Raw genomic sequence first — 23,573 nt, 5'->3', positions numbered from 1 at the left:
GCGCCGCCGTGACGGCCGCGCGGCGATTGCATGGTCAGAATTGCAGCGTGGTGAGCAGCGACACCTGTCGCGCATCGCCGATCGCGACGAAGTAACGGTTCGCGCTCGACGGGTAGTACGTGCGATTGAAGAGGTTCTTCACGTTGAGCTGGAACGACAGCTTCTGCTTGCCGATCCGCGTGTCGTACGTGGCGAATGCGTCGGCGAGCACGTACGACGGCAGCGTGAAGCTGTTCGCCGAATCGCCGGGCCGCGCGCCGACGTAGCGCATGTCCGCGCCGATGCGCAGGTCGTCGCCGCCGGCCACCGTGCCGAAGTCGTAGACGGCCGCGAGCGACGCGGTGTGACGCGCGACGTTCCACAGCTGGTTGCCCGCGTACAGCGGATCCTCGGTCGTCTTCGCGTCGATGTACGCGTAGCTCGCGATCACGTTCACGCGCTCGCCGATCTTGCCCGACACGTCGAGCTCGATCCCGCGCGAGCGCGCCTTGCCCGACGTGCGCCAGTCGGTCAGCTTGGTTGCGTCGTTGTACTGCGACACGAGCACGTTCTTCTTGTCGATATTGAAGAGCGCGAGCGTGCCCGTCATGCCGCCCGGCAGGTCGAGCTTGCCGCCCACTTCCCACGCGGTCGCTTCCTCGGGCGGCGTCGCACCGTCGATGATGTAGCCCGTCATCGGCGCGATCGACGACGACGGCTTCAGCGATTGCGAATAGCTGCCGTACAGCGAGAACGTGTCGGTCCACTTGTAGACGACGCCCGCGCGCGGCAGCCACTTCGAACCGCTGAGATCGGTGTTCGCGACGAACGGCCGCCCGCGCCCCGCGACCTGGTTGTACGTGATGTAGCGCAACCCGCCCGACACGATCCACTTGTCGGTCAGGTGGATCGTGTCCTGCACGAACGCCGACGCATCGTGCAGCGTGTCGGTCTGGTCGCTGTCGCTCGCCGATACCGTGCTCGACGGCGGCAGCAGCCCATAGACGGGGTTGAGATAGCTGAACGGCGTCTTCACGGCCTGCCGCAGCATGTCCTTGCGGTAGATGCGGCGGTATTCGGTATCGAAGCCGACCTGCACGTCGTGCCGCATCCCTCCCAGCATCAGCTTGCCGTTCACGTAGCCGATCCCGTAGCTGTCGGTGCTGAGCGAGCCGTGCGTCGCGTCGTTGCTGCGCGTCATCGTGCCCTTCACCGGATCAACACCGGTCGTGCGCAACTGGTTCGCGTCGTAGGTCTCGCGGTTGTAGCTGTAGCCGAAATGCGCGCTCCAGTCCGCGTTGAACTGGTGATCGACGCTCAGCTGCGCGAGGTGCGATTCGCCGTCCATGTTGTTGAACGGCTCGTCGATGCGCCGCCGCGCGGGAATGTCGAGCGGCGCGTTGGTGCGCGGGTCGAGCGCGGTGCCGCGATCGAACGGCGAATGGAATTTCCGGTACTGGTAGGACACCGCGACCTGCGTATCGCGGCCGTACCACGCGAGCGACGGCGCGACGAAGGTCTGCCGGTATTCGCCGAAGTTGCGCCAGTACTGCTCGTTCGACTGGTCGACGATCAGCCGGTACGCGAGCCGCGAATCGCCGACCGGCCCGGTCGAATCGAAGGTCGCGCTGCCGCCGTTCTTGCCGTGCCCGAACGTCGACGCGCCGAGCGAGATCGCGTTGTAGCGCTTGAGCTGCGGCTGCTTGGTGACGACGTTGACCACGCCGCCCGGGTCCATCAGCCCGTACAGCAGCGACGTCGGCCCCTTCAGCACCTCGACGCTGTCGACCGCCGCGTTGAACGCGCGCCCCTGCACGAGCGGCATCCCGTTCTGCATGACCGATCCGTCGCGGTTGCCGCCGAAGCCGCGCTTCATGATCGTGTCCTGCGTGCCCGCGAGCGTGTTGCCCTGCGTGATGCCGCTGACATTGCCGAGCGCATCGTCCAGGTTGCGCGGCCGCTGGTCGCGCAGCACCTGCGCGGGCACGATGTTGACGGCCTGCGCGGTGTCGAGCAGCGGGATCTCGGAACGCAGCACGCCCGCTTCCTTCGGCGCGCGATAGCTTTCGGCGCGCAGCGCGCGGGTGCGCACATTGATCGCGGGCAACTCGGCGCCCGCCGCGACGCCGGCCGCCGCGGGCCGTGCGACCGAACCGTCCGCGCGCTTGAGCGTGTAACCGCCGCCCGATTGCCGCAACGCGACGAGCCCCGTGCCCGCGAGCAGGCGGTCGAGCGCGCCGTCGACGTCGAAGCGCCCCTGCACGCCGCCGCTCGTCAGGCCGGCGATCAGTTCCGCCGGAAACGCGAGCAGGATGCCCGCGTCGCGGCCGAACCGGTTCAGCGCCGCTTCGAGCGGCCCGGCCGGAATGTCGAACGCACGGCGCGCCGCGCGCTGCACGGCCGGCGCCGCATCGGTGTCGGTGTCGGCTAGCGCGGGCAGCGGCAGCAGCGCTGACACCAGGACGGCGCCGGCCAGCCGGCGCGCGAGGCGACCCGGCGCGGCAGGTGCGGCGGATGCGGCCGGGCGCGACGCGCGCGGCAGATGTCGGGCAGGCGCCGGACGGCGCCGATACGTGAGACGGATGGAAACCATGATCGGGAGGTCGGTGGACGATGGGCCAGTGCTGCTTTCACTACCCCTGTCACGCGAACATCGAGAAACAGCTCAGGTCAGCGGAAATATTTTTTGAAACGCTCACGAACGGGCCGGCACGACCGTCGCCCAGTAGCGCGTCAGGTAGTGAACGTCGATCGGCAGCGTCGCCTTCAATGTATCGAGCACGCGCGCGGGATCGTCGAGCGGATAGGTGCCCGACACGCGCAGGTCGGCCACGGCCGCGTCGCAGCGCAGGCTGCCGCGGCGGTAGCGATCGAGCTCGGCGACGAGGTCGGCCAGCCGCATGCGCGACGCGACGAGCATGCCGCCCGTCCACGCGGACGCATACGCATCGAGCGGCGCCGGCGCACCGATCGTGTCGCGCGTGAAATCCGCGCCCTCTCCGGCTGCGATCACGCGCGCGTCGGCCATCGCATCGTCGGGCTGCACGCGCACCGCACCGGCGAACACCTCGATGCGGGTCGCGCCGTCGCGCTGCCGCACCGCGAAGCGCGTGCCGAGCGGCCGCAGTTCGCCCTGTGCCGTCGCGACGACCAGCGGCCGCGCGGGCACGCGTTCGTCGCGGCCGCTCGTCACCATGATCGTGCCGCGCAAGAGGCGCAGGCCGCGCGCCGTATCGTCGAAGCGCACGTCGAGCGCCGTGTCGGTATCGAGGACGACGACCGTGCGATCCGCGAGCGTCACCGTGCGCCGCTCGCCGACCGCCGTGCGCAGGTCCGCCGGCCAGATCGCCGCGCGCCGCGCGGGTTCGGCCATCCATGCGGCACCGCCCGCGCACAGCAACACGGCCAGCGCCTTCACGGCCGCGCGGCGGCGGCCCGCCCGCGGCGGCAGCAGCGCCGCCTGCGCGGCCTGCGGGTCGAGCCCGGCCGCCAGCCCGCCGAACCGGCGCTGCATCGTTTCGATATGACGCCATGCCGCGTCGTGCGCCGGATCCTCGGCGCGCCAGCGCGCGAGCGCGGCGTCGAACGCGTCGCCGGTGCGGCCGGCCTGCCGGTCGACCCACCATTCCACCGCGCGCCGCGCCACCTGCGGCGGCACTGCCGGCGCTCCCGGGGCGGCCACCGGTCAGGCCGCCATCGCGAAGAAGCACTGCGTGCCGGCCTTCACGAGATAGCGTTTCACCGTCGCCAGCGACACGCCGAGTTCGCGCGCGATCTCGGCCTGCGTGAGCCCGTCGAGCTGCGCGAGCAGGAACGCCCGCTTCGCCGCGAGCGGCAGGCCGTCGAGCAGCTGGTCGATTTCGAGCAGCGTCTCGAGCACGACGGCCCGCTCCTCCGGCGACGGCGCATGCGCTTCGGGGCGCAGTGCGAGCGCTTCGAGATACGCGCGCTCGATCTGCTCGCGCCGCCAGTGATTGCTCAGCACGCGCTGCGCGACCGTCGTCAGGAACGCGCGCGGCTCGTCGGCGCCGATCGGCTCGTCGCGCGCAAGCAGGCGCATGAACGTGTCGTGCGCGAGATCGGCCGCGCGGTGCGCGCAACCGAGCTTCCGGCTCAACCAGCCGCGCAGCCACGCATGGTGGCCGGTGTAGAGGGCGTCGATTTCTCGATGGAGAGACAGCTTGTCAGCAGACATGGCCGGGTTCCGGGAGGCGCAGGCGTCAACGATTTTGTAAATGAGAATGATTATTATATACAAAACCAGATCGGCGACCGGCGTTTCGGTGCGCGGGGGTGGTGGCTGCGCTGGGGCGGGCGGCGCGGTGCTGTCGGTCACGCCGGCGTGACACACGCACGACGTTCCACACGCGCGGCACCCATGATGAGGAATCGGCCACCCAACCATGAGGCCGTCGCCGGCCGCACGCGCCGCGTAATTAACACATTCATTACACCCGGGCCAATTCGATTCATTCAATAATTATTTGACGGATCGATAACAATATCCCGGCCATCCCGATTCCTCCGCGAATTGCCCGAAATTATCGCGAGATATGCAAGCCGCAATGGCCAAATCGCGAAATGCCAATCGATTGATACGCAATTTTCAACAATTCAAATCCCTCGATCGCGGCAATCGGAGGACATCCCTGTCTGCGTCAGGCCACAAAAGAGAATTTCATTTTTGCCGTTTTAATCGGGCTCGGTAGTCTCCTGCCATTCCGGATCACGCACACAAGCCAATGCGCAAGGAGATGACAATGAAACGCACGACCCTCTCGCTGATTTCCGTCGCGTCATTCGCGGCGATACCCGTCGCGCAGGCGCAGTCGAGCGTCACGCTGTATGGCGTGATCGACACGTCGATCACCTACGTGAATCATGCGCAGGGCAAGGACAACGCGTGGATGCTCGGCAACAGCAGCGCGGGCAACCTGGCCGGCAGCCGCTGGGGCGTGAAAGGCACCGAGGATCTCGGCGGCGGGCTCAAGGCGCTGTTCCAGCTCGAGAACGGCTTCGACCCGAGCAACGGCCGGATGGGCCAGGGCGGCCGCCTGTTCGGCAGGCAGGCGTTCGTCGGCCTGACGAGCGACCGCTACGGCACGCTCACGTTCGGCCGCCAGTACGATCCGCTCGTCGATCTCGTGCAAGGCATCACCGCCGACAACTATCTCGGCAGCGTGTTCGCAACGGCGGGCGACGTCGACAACTACGACAACAGCTTCCGCGTCGACAACGCGGTGAAGTACACGTCGGCCGTCTATTCGGGCCTGCAGTTCTCGGCGATGTACTCGTTCGGCGGCATCGCCGGCAGCACCGGCGCCGCGAATTCGTATTCGGCCGCCGTGTCGTACAGCAACGGGCCGTTCAGCGTCGCGGGCGGCTACTTCCACACGACCAACAGCCCCGCGTCGAACACGCAGCGCACCGGCTGGACCAGCTCGTCGGACGGCACGTTCGACGGCCCGGTCAACAGCGGCTATGCGAGCGCGCATTCGATCGGCATCGCGCGCATCGCGGGCCAGTACGTCGCCGGCCCGTTCACGGTCGGCCTCGGCTACAGCAACGCGCAGTACCGCCGCGATGGCAGCTCGGTGTTCGGCTCGAACGAGCACTACAACACCGGGCAAGGCTTCGTGAACTACCAGGCGACCAATGCGCTGCTGGTCGGCGTCGGCTACAGCTATACGCGCTCGGGCGGCGACACGTCGGCCACCTATCACCAGGTATCGGCCGGCGCGGACTACACCCTGTCGAAGCGCACCGACGTCTACCTGACCGCCGCGTACCAGCACGCCAGCGGCCAGACCGGCGACGGCCAGGGCGGCTCGATGGCCGCGCAGGCGTCGATCGGTTCGTACGGCTATGCGGGCACGAGCTCGCAGACGATGGTCAACCTCGGCCTGCGGCACCGCTTCTGATGCGAGACGGCCGGCTGCGCGCCGCGCGGCCGGTCGGGTGCGCTTTCACCGATACGGCGGCTTCGGCCGCCGTTGCTTTTGAATCGCCCTTCCCTTTTCATCCCGGATATCGACTTCAGCGCGATTTCCATCCGGTTTGATTCAGCACCGATTTCCGCGAGTAAATGACGCGACGCGTCAGTATTCCGGCCCCGCCATTACGCTGGTATTCGCGCGAAAATCCGGCCATTTTTACCGATAATGCTTCGCCGAACCGCGTGATCCGACGCGATAAAAATGCGTGGCGAACGCATGGGCAAATGCAAAGGAAAGTTTGACGTGAGCCATTTGCGTGCGCGCTATGGCACACTTCGCGTCTGCGTAATTTCCTTGCACCGGGCGGCCGGTTTCCGCCCCATCCTGCCATGCCGCGTCAGACAACCCGTTCGATCAGCCGAGATACGCTGAAAATCGCCGCGACGATTGCGCTGTCGTGCGCGCTCGCCGGTGTCGCGCGGGCCGATTGCCTCGACGACGCGGCCGCGTTCCAGCACGTGAGCGTCAGCCTGATGCGCGGCATCGCGCAGGTCGAGTCGGGCATGAATCCGAGCGCCGTCAACACCAACACGAACGGCACGGTCGACATCGGCCTGATGCAGATCAACAGCACCTGGCTGCCGACGCTCGCGCGCGAAGGCATCACGCGGGAGAGCCTGTTCGATGCCTGCACGAACGCGTACGTCGGCGCGTGGATCCTGTCGCAGAACATTCGCCAACTCGGCGCCAACTGGAACGCGATCGGCGCGTACAACTCCGCCTCGCCCGACAAGCGCCTCGCGTATGCGCGCAAGGTCTATGATGCAATCCGGACCATGCCGGATTCGCCGGATACTCCCATGCCCATCCTTCCACCGTCCTTTACGCCGCCGCAACAGGCCCAGGCGTACAACCCGTTCGCGAGCCTGAGCGTGTCCGCCCCGCAGCAGGTCACGCGTCCGCGCACCATTTCGTCGGCTCCGCCGCCTCCGCCGCCGCAGGGCGGCCCCGCCGGCCCGGCCGGCTCATACAACTTCGGATGGACGGTCACGGGGGCGGACCAGGCGAAGCCGACCCAGGTGTTCGACGACGGCGCGCGGATCTACGTGCAGTTCAGCGACATGAAGCACGTGCCGGCGATCTTCACCGAGACGTCGTCCGGGCGCGTGCTGATGTCGTGGGAGCTGCAGTTTCCGTATGCCGTCCTGACACGTCCCGCGCAAACGTTGATCTTCCAGCTCGGGCCGTTCGAGGCACGCGCGCAGCGTAGCGCGGGCAATGGCGCCGGGATGACGGCGCAGGCCGGGACGGGGGGCGCGGCTGCGGCCGCCGGGTCGAAAAAGTCGGCGAATACGGCGACGAATACGGCAGCCAATCCGGCGGCGGCAGCGACCGCGGCAAAGCGCACGGCGTCGGCCGATGCGCTGTGGTACGTGAATACGCCTTCGACGTCGGGAACCGCGGCGGCCTCGCCGTCGACCGCGAACATGCCGGCCACGCTGCCGACCGCGATCACGTCGAACACGCCGCCGCCCGCGCCGGCCCAGGTGCCCGCTGCAGCCGCTCAGCCGTCGCGCGCCAGCGCGGATGCGCTGTGGTACATCTCGAAGTAGCGCACCGCCGATCGCGCGCGTCGCGCGGCGATCATTGCGCCACGGTCGGCGGCAGCTTGGGCGCGTTCATGTCGTCCACCCATTGCAGTTCGGCCGTGCCGTTCTTCCTGAAATACACGCGCAAATAGCGCGACGTCGACGATTCCGGCTGCGGAATCGTCACGTCGATCGTCTTGTGTTCCGCCGCGACGCCACGCTCGATCTCGTCCAGCGGTTGCGCGAACACCCACGCGAGCTTCACTGTTTGCCCCGGCGCGACCTTGCAGCCGCAGGCGAACCCGCCGCCCCCGCCGAAGGCTTCACCGGTTTCCCGCGCGGACGGATTGCCGAAGCATCCGGACTTGTGTTCGCCGTCGAGCCAGAACTCGTGAAGCTTGCGGGTGTACTCGTTATAGCCGGTGACGCAAACGGTGCGACGCGCCGACGATGCTGCGCCGTCATGTCGTTCGCATCCGGCCAGCATGCCGAGCACGCCCAGCACCGCCAGTGTCAGCGCGCGGGCCCCTGCCCTGGTCTGCGTCGACAGCCTCGCAAACGCGGCAATCCCGGACACCGCACGCATGCCGACCACATTCACGCGCATACCCGCACACACGCCGCCACCGGCCATACCGCTCACCCGCGCCGCACCCAGATCACCTTGCCGTCGCGAATGCCGAGATTGCGGCGTTCCTGCCGGTAATCCATCGTGCCCGGCAACGACTTGCCGTCGCGCTCGAGCACGCGCCACAGGCAGCCGTCCAGTTGCGCCGCCGCATCGGCCTCGGTCTTGCCGACCAGCGCGTCGTCCGGCCCCGCGTCCGCCTTGCAGGCCTGCGACGTGCGTGCAGGCTCGCCATTCATCACCATGCCGCCCGCGGTCGCATTCTTCGTTTTCATGTCCGTGCATCCCGCAAACGTTGCGCCCGCAACCAGCGCCATCATCATCGCGATCGTCTTCTTCATCGGATTCTCCCTGTTGCGCCCGGTGGAACCTGTGCGGCGTTCCCGCCGACCGGGCGTTGCATGCATGTTCGGTCCGCGCGCCCGGGCCACGCCGATTCCGCGTGTCCCCAGCCGCGGGTTCGGCCTGCCGCCGAAGCCGCCTGCATGTTACCGCACGCCGCGCGGCGTGACGGCACGTGCAGGCCGACCGCGCCACACGATGCGTGCCGCGACGATTCGCTCAGAACTTGTAGGTCGCGCCCGCGATGGCGTAGTAGTTGCTGCGCGACTGGACGATCGGGCTGTCGCCGTAGCGGCCGAGCAATCGCGTCACGCCGCCGGTCGCGAGCACCGACCAGTGCTGCGAGAGCGTCCAGTTCCACGCGAGCGCCATCGACGCGCTGTCGATCCCGCCGCGCGTCGAATACGGCCGGAACCGGCTCGTCATCGACTGCGCATCGGTCACGCCGTAGAACGTCTGCGTGTAGCGCCCCGAGCCCGCATGCACGGTGCCCGTCACGATGATCTCGTGCTGCGCGGTCTTGAACACCGGCACCGCGAGATCCATGTGCCCCGACACGCCGCGCGACGTATGCGTCACGGGTGAGTCGATCGTGACGCTCAGTTCCGCCGCGTTGAACAGCGTCACGCCCGCGCGCACGCCGACCAGCACCGAGCCCGGAACCCGGCCCATGCCCTTCAGGTAGTCGGAGCCCGGCAAGTCGAGGCGGTTCTCGTCGGCTCGACCCGGGTCATAGCTCACCGCCGCCGACACGAACGCGCCGTGCGGCAGGTCCAGCCGGTAACCGGCGCCCTGGGTACTGTCGATGAAGAAGCCATTGCCGAACTTCGCGGAAAACCCCGGCGCGACGACGCCGCGAGACTGGTTGCTGCCCGGGTAGCGCGGCGCGATACCGCCACCCAGCGACAACGAATACTGGTTTTCCGCGTGGGCGGCGGCGGCAAGGGTCAGGCCGGCGAGCGGCATGCAATAGCGGTAGCGGCGGAGTAGTGGGCGCACAATATTGAGATAAAAGTGACGGAGCCCGCAGTCTAGGTGCCGCCCTGCGCCGCGACTGTCCTGAATATTCGGAGAATCTGTGCTCAATTGTGTTCGATTGTTCGAGATTGTCGCCCCGCTCCCCCGGCCTTCGATGCGCCGGATAGAATTCGCGTGCCGCGCCACGCACCGGCTTGCCCGGGCGTGCGTTGGCGCGTGCGCCTCGAGGAGACCATGAACGAAGACCCACTCAAATACCGTGTACTGCTGATCGAAGACGACGACCGCCTGGCGCAGCTCGTCCGCGAATACCTCGACGGTTATGAATTCGCGGTGACGGTCGTGCGACGCGGCGACCTCGCCGTCGCCGCGGTGCGCGAGCACCAGCCGGCCCTCGTGATACTCGACCTGATGCTGCCGAACCTCGACGGCATGGAAGTCTGCCGGCGCATCCGCGCGTTCACCAACGTCCCCGTGCTGATCCTGACTGCGCGCCTGGACGTCTACGACCAGGTCGCGGGCCTCGAGACGGGCGCCGACGACTACGTGACGAAGCCGATCGAACCACGCGTGCTGGTCGCCCGCGCCCGCGCGCTGCTGCGCCGCGCGCAGCCGGCCGTCGCGGAAGCGCCGGTGGCCGCGCCCGAAGCGCTCGTGTTCGGCGAACTGGCGATCTCGCCGCCGAACCGCACCGTCACGTGGCGCGGCGAGCCGGTCGACCTGAAGACCGCCGAATTCAACCTGCTGCTGATCCTCGCGCGCGCGGCCGGCACCGTGCTGAGCCGCGACGACATCCTGAAGCAGCTGCGCGGGATCGAGTTCGACGGGCTCGATCGCTCGGTCGATTCCGGCATCTCGAAGCTGCGCCGCCGCTTCGAGGATGCGTCGTCGGAGCCGCACAAGATCAAGACGATCTGGGGCCGCGGCTACCTGTTCAGCCCTTCCGCGTGGGACGAATAAATGCTCCGCCCATTGATTCGGCTGTACCTCGTCGTGATCCTGTTCGTCGCGGCGTCGATCATCTTCATCCAGCTGTCGTTCGACCGGATCTTCTACGATCGCAGCGCGCAGGCGGAGCGCGACGCGTTGACGACCTACGCGTTCGTGCTCAACGACTACCTCGAACGCCATCCGGGCGAGCAGCGCAAGGTGGCGCTGCGCGAGCTCGCGAAGCACGGCAACGAACGGTTCGACTTCATGCCGATGGCCACCGCCCGCGCGCAATTGAGCGGCGAGCCGCTGCGCGATCTCGACGCCGGCCTGATCGCGATCAGCTACGACGCGAAGGATTACTACATGCCGCTCGCGGATGGTTCGGTGCTGCATGCGCGGCCGATCGAAGCATTCAGCCTCGACATCAGGATCTATGCGTACATGCTGCTCGCGCTCAGCACGCTGTTCGCGGTGGTGCTGTGGATTCACTATCACTGGCGCGACCTGCGCAGGCTGCAGGAAGCCGCCCGCGCATTCGGCGCCGGTACGCTGTCGACGCGCGTGAAGCTGTCCGGCAAGTCGAACATCTACGAGCTGTCGCAGCAGTTCAACGACATGGCCGAGCGCATCGAGGCGTCGATCAAGCAGCAGCGCGAAATGATGCACGGCATCTCGCACGAACTGAAGACGCCGCTCGCGCGGCTCGAATTCGGGCTCGCGCTGCTCGCCGAGCCTAACGAAACGGCCCGGATGCGCGAACGCCGCGACGCGTTGCGGCGCGACGTGCGCGAGCTCGACGAGCTCGTCACCGAGCTGCTGACGATCGGCCGGCTCGAACAGGGTGCAAGCCAGCTCGCGCCGATGGAAGTCGTCGTCGACGCGCTGCTCGACAGTGTCGCCGGCAACGTCGCGAACGACATCGTCGATCGCGGCATCACGCTCGACGTGTCGGCCCTCGACGCGCCCGCGACCCACGTATGCGACCCGAAGCTGGTCGCCCGCGCATTGCTGAACCTGATCCGCAACGGCGCACGTTACGCCTCGCGCACGGTGCTGCTCGCCGCCGAGCGCAACGCGTCCGGCGCGCTCGTGTTGAGCGTCGACGACGATGGCCCCGGCATTCCGGCCGCCGAACGCGCCCGCGTGTTCGAACCGTTCCAGCGGCTCGACTCCAGCCGCGACCGGCAGACCGGCGGCTTCGGGCTCGGGCTCGCGATCGTGCGGCGCGTCGCGCAGGTGCATGGCGGTGACGTGCGGCTCGAGGATTCACCGCTCGGCGGCGCACGCTTCGTGATCACGCTGCCCGCGCTGTCGCTGCCGGACAACCTGTTCGACTTGCCGGATGCCCTCTCGCATGCCGACGCGTTCGGCGGCAGCACCGGCATGGCCCTCCCGCGGCAATGAAGCGCGCGGCGGGCGGCGCCCCGGCCGCCGTCGCCTGACCTGCGCGCCGCTCAGCGGCGGCGCAGCAGCGCGACGAAGAACAGGCTGCCGAACATCGCGGTCACGATCCCGATCGGCAGATCCTCCGGCGCCGCGAGCGTGCGGGCGGCCACATCGGCCCAGACGAGCAGGATCGCGCCCGTCAGCGCGGCCACCGGCAGCAGCCTGCCATGCTCGGCGCCGACGACGCGACGGCACAGATGCGGCGTCACGAGCCCGACGAAGCCGATCGCCCCGCTCACCGCCACCATCGCGCCCGTCGCGAACGACGCGACGACGAACACCTCGCGCCGCAGCCGCGCGCTCGGCACGCCGAGCGCAGCCGCGGCAACATCGCCCGACATCAGCGCATTCAGTTCGCGCCGGCGCGCGTACAACGCGCCGCAGGCGAGCGCCGCGCAGACGGCCGGCACCGGCAGCAGATCCCAGCGCGCCAGCCCGACGCCGCCGAGCATCCAGAACAGCACGGAGGACGCGGCGCGCTGGTCGCCGAGATACAGCAGCAGGTTGCCGAACGCGGCCATCATGAACGACACCGATACCCCCGCGAGCAGCAGCCGGTCCGATTCGAGCCGGCCGCGCCGGTAAGCGAGCGCGACGACGCAGGCGGTCGCCGCGAGCGCGCCCGCGAACGCGGCAGCCGACAGCGTGAACGGGCCGAATGCTGCACCGGCTATCACGGTGACCGCGACGGCGCCGAGCATCGCCCCCGCGCTCACGCCGAGCAGGTGCGGATCGGCCAGGCGGTTCGCGGTCGCGGCCTGCAGCGCGACGCCGACCGCCGCCAGCGTCGCGCCGACGATCGCGGCCAGCAGTGCGCGCGGCATCCGGATCAGCCAGACGATGCTGTCGTCGCCCGCCCCCGCCGCCACTGCGCCGGCCTCGCCGAACGCCGACACGATATGCGTGGCGACGATGCGCACCGCCGCCGGCATCGCGATCGGCGCCGGCCCGAACGCGGCCGACGCGACGATCGACACGATCAGCAGCAGCGCCAGCGCCGGCAGCACCACGCGCATGGCGGGCCGCGCTGCACGCGCGTGCATGCTCATCGCGCCGGCCCGGCGAACGCGGCCGGATACAGCGTGCGCGCTAGCGTCTCGACGGCCGCGACGTTCTCGGGGCCCGGCGTCGCCGCATCGTACGGAATCACGATGAAGCGCCGGTCGCGGATCGCGGCCACCCGTGCGAGCGACGGCTGGCTCAGCAGGAACTGCTGCTTCTGCGCAGCCGTCACGGCCGAATAGTCGACGATCACGATCACCTGCGGATCGCGCGCGACCACGCTTTCCCAGCTCACCTGCGTCCAGCTGCGCGGCAGGTCGGCCATCACGTTGCGCGCGCCGGCCGCCGCCAGCAGCGCGGTCGGCATCGCGAGCCCGCCGGCCGTCATCGGCTTGTCGGTGCCGCTGTCGTAGACGAACACGCGCAGCGGCTCCGGATGCCCGATCGTGCGCGACACCGCCGCGAGACGCGTGCGCATCGACGCGACGACCTGCGCGGCGCGCGCGTCGACGCCGAAGATCCGGCCGAGATTGTTCAGGTCGCGGAACACGTCGTCGAACGACGCGGCCGCCTGCTTCATCACGTGCGAACACGATTCGGTCAGCTCGTACGCACGGATGCCGAACGGCGCGAGCGTCGCGGGCGTCACCGGGCCGCCGACATGCATCCCGTAGTTCCAGCCCGCGAGATAGAAGTCGGCGCGCGCGGCCGCCAGCACCTCGAGCGACGGATACTGGCTCGCCAGTTCGGGTACGCCGCGCAGCGCTTCACGCACGCGTGCGGTGCCCGTCTTCCAGCCGCCGATCCCGGTGTAGCCGACGAGCCGGTCCTTCAGGCCGAGCACGAGCATCATCTCGGTCAGGTTCACGTCGTTGCTCACCGCACGCGTCGGCGCGCGCTCGAACGTCACGTCGCGATCGCAGCTGCGCACGGTGACGGGATAGGCGCCCGCATGCGCGGCCGCGCAGCCGAGCACGGTCGCGGCAACCAGCCGGCGAAATACAGGCGACAAAGCAGAGGACAAGACAGGAAACGGCATGGCAATCATTCCGGATGAAGCGGCGTGATGCGCGGCCGGCCCGTGACGGGATGGCGATCGACGAGCGCGGCGACGCCGAACACGTCGCGCAGCAGCGCTTCGGTCAGCACGTCGGCCGGCACGCCCGACGCGACGACCCTGCCGTGCGCGAGCACGTGGAGCCGGTCGCAATACGCGGCCGCGAGATTGAGGTCGTGAATCGTGGCGAGCGTCGCGATGCCGAGGCGCCGCACGCGCGCGAGCAGTTCGAGCTGATGGCGCAGGTCGAGATGGTTGGTCGGTTCGTCGAGCAGCAGCAGTTCGGGCTGCTGAGCGAGTGCGCGGGCCAGCAGCGCACGCTGCTTCTCGCCGCCCGACAGCGACGCGAAGCGCTGCGCACGGCGCTCGACGAGGCCGACGTCGTGCAGCGCGGATTCGACGATCCGGCGATCGTCCGCCGTCTCCGCGTCGAACGGCCGCTGGTGCGGCGTGCGCCCCATGCCGACCAGTTCGTCGACCGTCAGCCCGAAATCGTCCGGCGTCTCCTGCTGCAGCACCGCGATGCGCTGCGCGACCGCGCGCGGCCGCATGCGCCACACGTCCTGCGCATCGAGCGCGACACGGCCGGCATCGGGCCGCGCATAACGGAACACGCAGCGCAGCAGGCTCGTCTTGCCGCTGCCGTTCGGGCCGACCAGCCCGACGAACTCGCCTTCGGCCACGCTCAGCGTCACCGAATCGAGCACGGTGATCGCGCCGCCGGGAGACCAGCTCACGCGTTCGATGTCGAGCATGTGCATCACGGGAGGTGCGCCGTGCCGCATCAGAAGCGCATCGTCGCGACGAGCTCCGCCGAGCGCGACGGGCCGAGCAGCCATTGCTCGCCGGCGTTCGACGTCGTCACCGCATACGTGCGGTTCGCGAGGTTGCGCAAGATCAGCGCCAGCTCGGTGCGCGACGTCGGCTGCCAGCGCAGCGACGCGTCGAACACCGTGTACGACGGCACCTGCACGCGGTTCGCGTCGTCGCCGTAGGTCGCGCCGACGTAGCGCACGCCCGCGTTCGCCTGCCAGCGCTCGGCAAACGCCCAGCCGAGCCACAGGTTCGCCGTCTGCCGCGGCACGTTGGCCGGCGTATTGCCGGCGTGCGACACCGTCGCGCTGCCGACCTTCTGGTTGAACGCGTCATAGCGCGCGCGCAGCAGCGCGACGTTCGCATCGACCGTCCAGCCGTGCGGCAGCCGCGCGCCGCCCGTCAGCTCGAGGCCGCGCGACGATTGCCGGCCGACCTGCTGGCGCCGCGCGGGATTGAACGGATCGGTGCTGAGCAGGTTGCGCTTCGTGATGTCGTACACGGCGAACGTCCAGTATGCGCGGCCGTCGAGCAACGTCTGCTTGACGCCGGCTTCCCACTGTTCGCCGGTCGCGAGCCGGTAGCCCGCCTGCGACGCGGACAGCGTCACGAGCGAGCCGAGGCCCTCCGCGCCCGTCGTGTACTGCGCATACGCGCTGAGCGTCGGCGCGACTTCGAACACGAAGCCGGTGCGCCAGCCGACGTTCGCGAAACGCTTGTCGAAGCCCGCGCCGGTCGCTGCCTGCTCGCGGCTGAACGCGATGTGGTCGTAGCGCAGCCCGCTCACCCACGCGAGCCGCGGCAGCACTTCGAGCCGGTTCTCGGCGAATACCGCGGCCTGCCGCGCGCGCGTGCTGAACTGCGGCACCGTCGGGTCGGGGCTCGTGAACACGCCGGGATCGAAGCCGTGCGCGGGCACCGTCGATTCGCCGCCGTACGGCGAATTGTTGGTGCCGCTGAACGTGATCTGGCTGAATTCCGTGCCGACGACGAAGCGGTTCGCGCGGCCGAACAGCGTGCCGTCGAAGCGTGCGCTCAGCCGATCGCCGATCTGCCGCTGGTGGTGGCCGATGTCGAGATAGTCGCCGCGCGTGACGCGCCCCGTCGCGGCATCGAGCGCATACGATTCGGCATTGCGCCAGTGGCGATTCGACGTCAGGTAGTAGAGCTGGTTGTCGATCGTCACGCCGGCCGTCGGCCGGTAGGTCGCCGACAGGCGCGTCCATTGGTCGTAATAGGAAATCGACGCGTCGGCGACGTTGTAGTTGAGCTTGCGCAGCGACGGATCGAGCACGCCGTTCGGCGCCGGCACGCCATAGTAGGCCGCCGGCATCTGGCGGCCATAGTCGAAGTCGAGCGTCAGCGTGAGCGTCGGGCTCACGTCGAACTTCAGCGCGCCGCCGACGGCCGTCGTATGCGTATCGGCCCGCTCGGCGAGACCGTTCGCGCGCGCATCGCTTGCATGGAAGCGATACGACAGCTTCGGGCCGAGCGCGCCCGTCGTATCGAACGCGGCGCGCTTCGCACCATCCAGGCCGACCCCGACCTGCAGCGTCGTCTCGCGCGTGCGCTGCGGCCGTTTCGGCACCACGTTCACGACGCCGCCGATCGCCCCTTCGCCGTACAGCACCGACGCCGGGCCGCGCAGCACCTCGATGCGCTCGACCGACCACGTATCGAACGGGAACGTGATCGTGCCGGCGGCCGGCATCAGCCGCACGCCGTCGAGCAGCGTCATCACCGATTCCTGCCCGCTGAAGCCGCGCACGCTCAATGCGGTGCCGCCGGTGCCGGGCGCCATCGCGCTGGAGAAACCCGCGGTGCGCGTCACCGCGTCGAGCACCGTGCGATCGCCGCGCGCGTCGATCGTGTCGGCCGTGACCGTCTCGACGCTCGCGGGCGTGTCGAGGCTCGCGAGCCCGAGCCGCGAGCCGGTTTCGAGCGGTTGCGTCAGCGGGTCGGCCGGTGCGGATGGCGCGCTGACGTTGATCGCCGGCAGCGCATGCCGTTCGTCCGGTGCGGGTGCGGCCGCTTCGGCGGCCAACGCGCCGGAGGTCGCCATCGCGCAGCCCAGCAGGGTCGTGCAGCCGCGTGCCGCGCGAACGCGCCAGGCGTCGCCGTTCCGGCGCGACGCGGCGTGGTGCCGCTCCCCGCGCGCCGGGGTGTGTCTGGTTTTCGTCACGTCGTATCGATCTTCGGAGTGTGGCGTCGCACGCGGCCGTGCCCGGCAGCCCGGCCCGTCGGTGACGCAAACCTCAGATGATACAATATATCACCTTGATTCGTCAGGATTTCGTCAGGTTGTCCCGGCCGGGTGCGTGGCCGGGGCCGTACGCCGCGCCTACAACGGAAAACTGAACTGCACCCACAGCTTGTCGCCCTGCGGCCGGTTGCGCACCGCGAACTCGTGCTGGTACTTCACGACCACGCCCGACGCCGGCCCCCACATGACACGCAGCTGCGGGCCGATCGCGACCGATTGCCCGCGAGCCGTCCGACGCGACCTTGACGCCGTCCTGCGATCAACGGCCGACTTCCTTCCATTTGCGCGCGAGCCCGAGGCGTTCGACGCGCTCGATCAGGAACTCGGTGAACACGCGGATCTTCGCCGGCTGGTGACGGCGGCTCTGGTACGCGATGTTGACGGTGAGCGCCGGCAGTTGCCAGTCGGTGAGCACCGGCACCAGCTTCCCCGCGACGATATCGTCGTGAACGATGTAGAGCGGCTGGATCAGGATGCCGAGCCCGGCAAGCGCCGCCGCGCGGATCACCTGCCCTTCGTTAGCATCGAGCACGCTCTTGATCGTGACCGACTGCTTCTTCGCGCCGTGGCGGAAATGCAGGACGTACGGATCGTTCGCGAGGTTGTACACCAGCAGCCGGTGGTCGCGCAGCGCATCGGGCGTCGCCGGCGCGCCGTGCTTTGCCAGATACCCGGGCGACGCGGCCAGCACGCGCCGCGTCTCGGCGAGCTTGCGCACCGTGATGCCCGAATCCGCTTCATGCTCGCGCGTGCGGATCGCCACGTCGATGCCGGCCTCGATGAAATCCGGATAGCGGTTCGCCGCGACGATCTGCACGTTCAGGTTCGGGTAGCGCCGATGGAACTCGGGCAACGCGGGCGCGATATAGATCGATGCGAACGATACCGACGCCGTCACGCGCAGCGTGCCGGCCGGGTTGACGCTCGCTTCGTTGACCGCCGCATCGGCCTCCGACAGTTCCATCAGGATCGCGACACAACGCCGGTGGTATTCATGCCCGGCGTCGGTCAGCCACAGGCGGCGCGTGGTGCGCTCGACGAGCCGCGCCCCCAGCCGCTCCTCCAGCGCGTTCAGGCAGCGGCTCGCCGCCGCGCTCGACATCCCGAGCCGCTCGGCAGCTTTCGACAGGCTGCCCAGCTCGGCGACCTGCACGAAAAATTCGATCTGCGTCCACTTGTCCATGCGTTCGATTCTTCCACCTGGCGGAGAACAAAACTCCTCCAAACCCTCTTTTTTACGATCCGGGGAGGAATTAATGTTACGTCAACGCGCTATCCAACGACATCAGGAGACACCCCCTATGCGCAATCTCAACGAAGACACCATCACACAGGCCGTGATCGCGTCGCTGGGCGGCTGTCGCGACGAGCGGTTGCGCACGGTGATGACCAGCCTCGTCCAGCACCTGCACTCGTTTGCACGGGAGACGAAGCTCACCGAGGCCGAATGGCAAGCCGCGATCGGCTTCCTGACGGCCGTGGGCCACATCACCGACGACAAGCGCCAGGAGTTCATCCTGCTGTCCGACGTGCTCGGGCTGTCGACCCTCGTCACCGCGCAGAATCACGCGAAGCCGGCCGGCTGCACGGAGGCGACCGTGTTCGGTCCGTTCTACGTCGAAGGCAGCCGCGATTTCGGGATGTTCGACGACATCGCGAACGGCGCCTGCGGCGAGCCGTGCTTCGTGTCGGGCCACGTGCGCGGCATCGACGGCCTGCCGATCGCGCACGCGTCGCTGGAAGTCTGGCAAGCCGACGAGGACGGGCACTACGACGTGCAGCTTCCGGCCGACGACGGCTCGGTCACGCACCGCGCGCGCGGCCGGCTGCGCACGGATACCGACGGCCGCTACGCATTCCGCTCGATCCTCGCGGAGCCGTATCCGATTCCGCACGACGGCCCCGTCGGCGCGATGCTCGACGCGCTCGGCCGTCATCCGTGGCGGCCCGCGCACCTGCACTTCATGATCGAGGCGCGCGGCTACGAAACGCTGATCACGCACGTGTTCCGCGACGGCGACCGCTATCTCGACTCCGATGCGGTGTTCGGCGTACGGTCGACGCTCGTCGCCGACTGGATCCGGCACGCGCCCGGCATCGCGCCGGACGGCTCGCGCATGGACACGCCGTTCTACACGCTCGATTACGACTTCGTGCTCAATCCCGCGGAGCGCGCCGCATGATCCGCCACGTCGTGATGTGGAACGTCGCCGGCGCGACCGAACCCGAGCGCGCGGTGGCACGCACCATCGTCAAGACCGCCTTCGAAAGCCTGCGCGGCCGGATTCCGGGCATGATGCACCTCGAAGTCGGCGCGGATTTCAGCGCGGCCGACTACGCGTGCGACCTGATTCTCGTCGCCGATTTCGAATCGCGCGAAGCACTCGACGCATACGCGACGCATCCCGAACACGCACGCGTACGCGACGCACTGACGGGCCTGCGCATCTCGCGCCATCAGGTCGACTACGCAACGGAGTAACGACGCCATGAATTTCATCTACCTGGCCCGCCCCGCCCGCGTGATCTTCGGCGCAGGCAGCCTCGAGCATCTCGAACGCGAAGTGCTGGAACTGGGCGCGCAACGCGCGATCGTGCTCTGCACGCCGGAACAGCGCGATCTCGCGCAACGCCTCGTCGAGCGGCTCGGTGCGCGCGCGGCCGGGCTGTACGATCGCGCGACGATGCACGTGCCGATCGAGATTGCCCGCGATGCGCAGGCGTTCGCCAGGTCGCGCGATGCCGACTGCGCGATCGCGATCGGCGGCGGTTCGACGATCGGCCTCGGCAAGGCGATCGCGCTCGAAAGCAGCCTGCCGATCCTCGCGATTCCGACGACGTACGCCGGCAGCGAGATGACGCCGATCTACGGCCTGACCGAAGGCGGCGTCAAGCGCACGGGCTCCGACGCTCGCGTGTTGCCGAAGACGGTGATCTACGATCCCGCGCTCACCGTCACGCTGCCCATCGGGCTGTCGGTGACGAGCGGCCTCAATGCGATCGCGCACGCGGCGGAAGGCCTCTACGCGAACAACGCGAATCCGGTGATGAGCCTCGTGGCCGAAGAAGGCATTCGCGCACTCGCGCGCGGCCTGCCCGGCGTGCGGCGCGACCCGGCCGATCTCGACGCGCGCAGCGACGCGCTCTACGGCGCGTGGCTGTGCGGCATGGTGCTCGGCAACGTCGGCATGGCGCTGCACCACAAGCTCTGTCACACGCTCGGCGGCAGCTTCAACCTGCCTCACGCGCCGACCCACACGGTCGTGCTGCCGCATGCGCTCGCGTACAACGCCGCGCACGCGCCGGAAGCAATGCAGCGGATCGCCCGCGCGATCGGCACGAACGACGCCGCACGCGGCCTTTACGCCCTGGCGCTCGACAACGGCGCGCCGGTCTCGCTGAAGGCGATCGGGATGCAGGAAGCCGACCTCGATCGCGCCGCCGATCTCGCGGCCGCCAATCCGTACTGGAACCCGCGCCCGATCGAACGCGACGGCCTGCGCGCGCTGCTGCAGGACGCATTCGACGGCAACCTGCCCGGTACGACCGCGCGCTGAATCGAACACTGTGACGACGCGATCGTCGGCTACGGCCCGACCGGCCTCGTCGCCGCATCGATGCTGGGCCCCGTGTTGCTGCAGCTCGCGCTGGCCGACTTCCTGGCGGAGCGGCGCATACGACGCGCATTTGCGCCGCGTCCGGCGCGTGTTCGAGGACAACCTGGCGCGGATGACGCGCACGATCGAGGCCTGCTTTCCGCCTGGCACGAAAGTGAGCCGGCCGGCCGGCGGCTTCGTGCTCTGGCTCGAACTGCCGAAGCGATTCGATTCACGCGCGCTGTTCGATGCCGCGCTCGAACAGGGTATTTGCTTCGCGCCGGGTGACATCTTCTCGGCCAGCCGGCGCTTTCGCCATTGCCTGCGCCTGAGCGCGGGGCACGTGTGGAACGAACACATCGAGGACGGCGTCCGCTGCCTGGGGCGGCTCGCGCAGGCACAACTCGCGCGCTAAGCGCGCGGCGGCCACTGCGCCGCAATCGCCCCGCTCAACCGCCGAGCTTGAACGACGGCAACTGCTGGGCGAGCCGCGCGCCCATTTCGGCACCGAGTGCCTGCAGCGCATTGAACGGCCGGATCATGACCTCGAACTCGACGATCCGCCCTTCTTCGTCGAAGCGGATCATGTCGATCCCCTTCAGCGCCTTGTCGCCGATGGCCGCACTGAACTCCAGCACCACGCTCTCGCCGTCGTCGGTGACGAACTGGCGGTGATAGGTGAAATCCTCGAGGATCGTGATGACCGTGCGCAACGCCAGCAATAACGCGGGCGCCGGCCCGTACGGCTTGAACGCCATCGGTGAGCGGAACACGGCGTCCGGATGGACGATCGATTCCAGTGCGTCAAAATCCTTGCGTTCGACCATCGCGTGCCACGTGTCGAGCGATTGCGCGACAGCGGGTTGAAGATGCAGCGGTGCGTTCGTCATCGAAAACTCCTGTATCGTCGGGCGGAAAAGAAACGTATCGGTCTCAAAGGGTCGCGGCCAGCGTCGTGCCCTGGTGAATCGCGCGCTTCGCGTCGAGCTCGGCCGCTTCGTACGCGCCGCCGATCACCTGCACCTTGCGCCCGGCGGTCTCCAGTTGCTCCGCCAGTTCGCGCAACGGCTCCTGCCCCGCGCAGATCACGACGTTGTCCACCGGCAGCGTCTGCTCGATGCCATCGATCGTCACGTGCAATCCATCGTCGTCGATACGCCGGTAGGTCACCGCCGACGACATCCCGACCCCGCGCGCCTTCAGCGCCGTGCGGTGGATCCATCCGGTGGTCTTGCCGAGCCCGTCGCCAACTTTCGATGCCTTGCGCTGCAGCAGATGGATTTGCCGCGCTGCCGGCTCGGGGTGCGCGTGACGCAAGCCGCCTGCGTTCGCATACGACGGGTCGACACCCCACTCGGCGAAGAAGCGGTCCGCGTCGACGTGCCCGGCGCCCGCACGATGCACGAGATATTCCGCGACGTCGAAGCCGATCCCGCCGGCGCCGACGATCGCAACGCTGCGTCCTACCGCCTTGCCGTCGCGCAGCACGTCGAGATAGCCGAGCGCCTTGGCGTGCCCGACACCGTCGATCGGTGGCGTGCGCGGCACGATGCCCGTCGCGATCACCACTTCGTCGAATTCGTGTTGCAGCAGCAGCTCGGCGGTCGCGCGCGTATTGAGGTGGAGCGTCACGCCGCGCAGTTCGAGCTGCCGACGGAAATAGCGCAGCGTCTCGTTGAACTCCTCCTTGCCGGGCACCTTCTTCGCGATGTTGAACTGGCCGCCGATCTCGGCGCCGGCTTCATACAGCGTCACCGCATGACCGCGCTCGGCCGCGGTGACCGCGAAGCCGAGGCCCGCCGGCCCGGCGCCGACCACGGCGATCCGCTTGCGCTGCTGCGCGGGGCGAATCACGAGCTCGGTTTCATGGCACGCACGCGGATTCACGAGGCACGACGTGATCCGGCCGCTGAACGTGTGGTCGAGGCAGGCCTGGTTGCAGCCGATGCACGTGTTGATTTCGTCCGCGCGCCCTTCCCGTGCCTTGCGCACGAACTCGGCATCGGCGAGAAACGGCCGCGCCATCGACACCATGTCGCAATAGCCGTCGGCCAGCAGTTGCTCCGCGACTTCCGGCGTGTTGATCCGGTTGGTCGCGACGAGCGGGATGCCGACCTTGCCCATCAACTGCCGCGTGACCCAGGCGTACGCGGCGCGCGGCACCTTCGTCGCGATGGTCGGAATGCGCGCCTCGTGCCAGCCGATGCCCGTATTGATGATCGTGGCACCGGCCGCTTCGATCGCCTGCGCGAGCCGGATCACTTCGTCGAGCGTCGAGCCGCCTTCGACGAGATCGAGCATCGACAACCGGTAGATGATGATGAAGTTCGTGCCGACCCGCTCGCGCACGCGCCGCACGATCTCGACCGGGAAACGGATGCGGTTCTCGTACGCGCCGCCCCATGCGTCGTCGCGATGGTTCGTGCGCGCGGCGATGAATTCGTTGATCAGATAGCCTTCGGATCCCATGATCTCGACGCCGTCGTAGCCCGCCTGCTGCGCGAGGGCCGCACATCGGACGAAATCGGCGATCGTCTCGTCGACTTCATCACTCGTCAGCGCATGCGGCGTGAACGGGTTGATCGGCGCCTTCAGCGCGCTCGGCGCGGCGAGCGCCGGGTGATACGCGTAGCGCCCGAAATGCAGGATCTGCAGCGCGATCTTGCCGCCCTCCGCATGCACCGCGCGCGTCACGACACGATGACGCTCCGCTTCTGCTTCGGTCGTCAGCATCGCGCCGCCGGGCGCCGGACGGCCCCGCTCGTTCGGCGCAAATCCGCCCGTGACGATCAGGCCGGCCTCGCCGCGCGCACGCTCCGCATAGAACGCCGCCATCCGCTCGAAGCCGTTCGGCGCTTCCTCGAGGCCCACGTGCATCGACCCCATCAGCACGCGGTTCCTGAGCGACGTGAAGCCGAGCTCGAGCGGGGTCGTCAGATGCGGATAACGCGATGTCATGGGGTGTCTCCAATTTTTATGCAACAAGTTGCACAGATAGTAGTCGACCGCTT

Annotated in this window: 22 protein-coding genes; 8 read left to right on the top strand and 14 right to left on the bottom strand. The window is 68.5% G+C overall.

Annotated features, from left to right (window positions below; translation table 11 throughout):
* Window positions 1-34: 34 nt before the first annotated feature.
* The 3 genes from QZM35_RS18460 to QZM35_RS18450 form a co-directional block, all read right to left on the bottom strand.
* Window positions 35-2,572, bottom strand: a complete 2,538-nt coding sequence (locus tag QZM35_RS18460) for a TonB-dependent receptor (RefSeq protein WP_301776572.1) — start codon at window positions 2,570-2,572, stop codon at window positions 35-37.
* Window positions 2,573-2,674: 102 nt separating this feature from the next.
* Window positions 2,675-3,661: a FecR domain-containing protein gene (locus tag QZM35_RS18455; RefSeq protein ID WP_301776571.1), complete on the bottom strand. Its 987-nt coding sequence runs from the start codon at window positions 3,659-3,661 to the stop codon at window positions 2,675-2,677.
* Between the two features lie 3 nt (window positions 3,662-3,664).
* Window positions 3,665-4,174: a sigma-70 family RNA polymerase sigma factor gene (locus QZM35_RS18450; RefSeq protein WP_174975630.1), complete on the bottom strand. Its 510-nt coding sequence runs from the start codon at window positions 4,172-4,174 to the stop codon at window positions 3,665-3,667.
* Between the two features lie 565 nt (window positions 4,175-4,739).
* Between QZM35_RS18450 and QZM35_RS18445 the strand changes: the two genes are divergently transcribed.
* Both QZM35_RS18445 and QZM35_RS18440 read left to right on the top strand, forming a co-directional pair.
* Window positions 4,740-5,900 carry a porin gene (locus tag QZM35_RS18445; RefSeq protein WP_089425889.1) on the top strand — a complete coding sequence of 387 codons (1,161 nt, stop codon included), beginning with the start codon at window positions 4,740-4,742 and terminating at the stop codon, window positions 5,898-5,900.
* Between the two features lie 404 nt (window positions 5,901-6,304).
* Window positions 6,305-7,528, top strand: a complete 1,224-nt coding sequence (locus QZM35_RS18440) for a transglycosylase SLT domain-containing protein (protein ID WP_089430922.1) — start codon at window positions 6,305-6,307, stop codon at window positions 7,526-7,528.
* Window positions 7,529-7,559: 31 nt separating this feature from the next.
* Here QZM35_RS18440 and QZM35_RS18435 read toward each other — a convergent pair whose 3' ends face one another.
* The 3 genes from QZM35_RS18435 to QZM35_RS18425 form a co-directional block, all read right to left on the bottom strand.
* The gene (locus QZM35_RS18435) at window positions 7,560-8,111 is read right to left on the bottom strand and encodes a hypothetical protein (protein WP_301776570.1); all 552 of its coding nucleotides are present in this window, start codon (window positions 8,109-8,111) and stop codon (window positions 7,560-7,562) included.
* Window positions 8,112-8,143: 32 nt separating this feature from the next.
* Window positions 8,144-8,473 (bottom strand): hypothetical protein, encoded by a 330-nt coding sequence (locus QZM35_RS18430; RefSeq protein ID WP_039347574.1) that lies wholly within the window; start codon window positions 8,471-8,473, stop codon window positions 8,144-8,146.
* Window positions 8,474-8,693: 220 nt separating this feature from the next.
* Window positions 8,694-9,440: a MipA/OmpV family protein gene (locus QZM35_RS18425; RefSeq protein WP_089425103.1), complete on the bottom strand. Its 747-nt coding sequence runs from the start codon at window positions 9,438-9,440 to the stop codon at window positions 8,694-8,696.
* Between the two features lie 246 nt (window positions 9,441-9,686).
* Between QZM35_RS18425 and QZM35_RS18420 the strand changes: the two genes are divergently transcribed.
* Together QZM35_RS18420 and QZM35_RS18415 are read left to right on the top strand one after the other, a co-directional pair.
* Window positions 9,687-10,412 carry a response regulator gene (locus QZM35_RS18420; RefSeq protein WP_089425887.1) on the top strand — a complete coding sequence of 242 codons (726 nt, stop codon included), beginning with the start codon at window positions 9,687-9,689 and terminating at the stop codon, window positions 10,410-10,412.
* The gene (locus QZM35_RS18415; RefSeq protein ID WP_301776569.1) at window positions 10,413-11,789 is read left to right on the top strand and encodes an ATP-binding protein; all 1,377 of its coding nucleotides are present in this window, start codon (window positions 10,413-10,415) and stop codon (window positions 11,787-11,789) included. It abuts the gene before it with no gap.
* Between the two features lie 50 nt (window positions 11,790-11,839).
* Here QZM35_RS18415 and QZM35_RS18410 read toward each other — a convergent pair whose 3' ends face one another.
* The 6 genes from QZM35_RS18410 to QZM35_RS18385 form a co-directional block, all read right to left on the bottom strand.
* Entirely contained in the window at window positions 11,840-12,880 is a 1,041-nt protein-coding gene (locus tag QZM35_RS18410; protein ID WP_301776568.1) for an iron ABC transporter permease, read from the bottom strand.
* Window positions 12,877-13,881, bottom strand: coding sequence for an ABC transporter substrate-binding protein (locus QZM35_RS18405; protein ID WP_301776567.1), 1,005 nt, complete (start codon window positions 13,879-13,881; stop codon window positions 12,877-12,879). Before QZM35_RS18405 ends, QZM35_RS18410 begins: the two co-directional genes overlap by 4 nt.
* Window positions 13,878-14,651: an ABC transporter ATP-binding protein gene (locus QZM35_RS18400; protein WP_301776626.1), complete on the bottom strand. Its 774-nt coding sequence runs from the start codon at window positions 14,649-14,651 to the stop codon at window positions 13,878-13,880. Before QZM35_RS18400 ends, QZM35_RS18405 begins: the two co-directional genes overlap by 4 nt.
* Window positions 14,652-14,674: 23 nt before the next feature.
* Window positions 14,675-16,765 carry a TonB-dependent siderophore receptor gene (locus QZM35_RS18395; protein WP_301776625.1) on the bottom strand — a complete coding sequence of 697 codons (2,091 nt, stop codon included), beginning with the start codon at window positions 16,763-16,765 and terminating at the stop codon, window positions 14,675-14,677.
* 279 nt (window positions 16,766-17,044) lie between these two features.
* A complete protein-coding gene (locus tag QZM35_RS18390; RefSeq protein WP_241025807.1) occupies window positions 17,045-17,152 on the bottom strand; it encodes a hypothetical protein in 108 nt (35 codons plus the stop codon).
* Between the two features lie 73 nt (window positions 17,153-17,225).
* A complete protein-coding gene (locus tag QZM35_RS18385; RefSeq protein WP_301776566.1) occupies window positions 17,226-18,149 on the bottom strand; it encodes a LysR family transcriptional regulator in 924 nt (307 codons plus the stop codon).
* A 118-nt stretch (window positions 18,150-18,267) separates the two neighbouring features.
* On the opposite strand from QZM35_RS18385, the gene QZM35_RS18380 reads away from it, so the two are divergent.
* The 4 genes from QZM35_RS18380 (at window position 18,268) to QZM35_RS18365 (ending at window position 20,977) form a co-directional block, all read left to right on the top strand.
* A complete protein-coding gene (locus QZM35_RS18380) occupies window positions 18,268-19,149 on the top strand; it encodes an intradiol ring-cleavage dioxygenase (protein ID WP_089425098.1) in 882 nt (293 codons plus the stop codon).
* Window positions 19,146-19,448, top strand: a complete 303-nt coding sequence (locus tag QZM35_RS18375) for a Dabb family protein (protein WP_089430917.1) — start codon at window positions 19,146-19,148, stop codon at window positions 19,446-19,448. Before QZM35_RS18380 ends, QZM35_RS18375 begins: the two co-directional genes overlap by 4 nt.
* 7 nt (window positions 19,449-19,455) lie before the next feature.
* Window positions 19,456-20,523, top strand: a complete 1,068-nt coding sequence (locus QZM35_RS18370; protein WP_301776565.1) for a maleylacetate reductase — start codon at window positions 19,456-19,458, stop codon at window positions 20,521-20,523.
* A 148-nt stretch (window positions 20,524-20,671) separates the two neighbouring features.
* Window positions 20,672-20,977: a hypothetical protein gene (locus tag QZM35_RS18365; protein WP_301776564.1), complete on the top strand. Its 306-nt coding sequence runs from the start codon at window positions 20,672-20,674 to the stop codon at window positions 20,975-20,977.
* A 34-nt stretch (window positions 20,978-21,011) separates the two neighbouring features.
* Here QZM35_RS18365 and QZM35_RS18360 read toward each other — a convergent pair whose 3' ends face one another.
* Window positions 21,012-21,452 carry a nuclear transport factor 2 family protein gene (locus tag QZM35_RS18360; RefSeq protein ID WP_089425095.1) on the bottom strand — a complete coding sequence of 147 codons (441 nt, stop codon included), beginning with the start codon at window positions 21,450-21,452 and terminating at the stop codon, window positions 21,012-21,014.
* A gap of 43 nt (window positions 21,453-21,495) precedes the next feature.
* Window positions 21,496-23,520, bottom strand: coding sequence for an FAD-dependent oxidoreductase (locus QZM35_RS18355; RefSeq protein ID WP_089425094.1), 2,025 nt, complete (start codon window positions 23,518-23,520; stop codon window positions 21,496-21,498).
* Window positions 23,521-23,573: the final 53 nt, after the last annotated feature.

Source organism: Burkholderia sp. AU45274, from assembly GCF_030482505.1.
GTDB lineage: Bacteria > Pseudomonadota > Gammaproteobacteria > Burkholderiales > Burkholderiaceae > Burkholderia.
The sequence above is the reverse complement of the archived record's forward strand: the minus strand, read 5'-3'. Positions and strand labels throughout refer to the sequence as shown.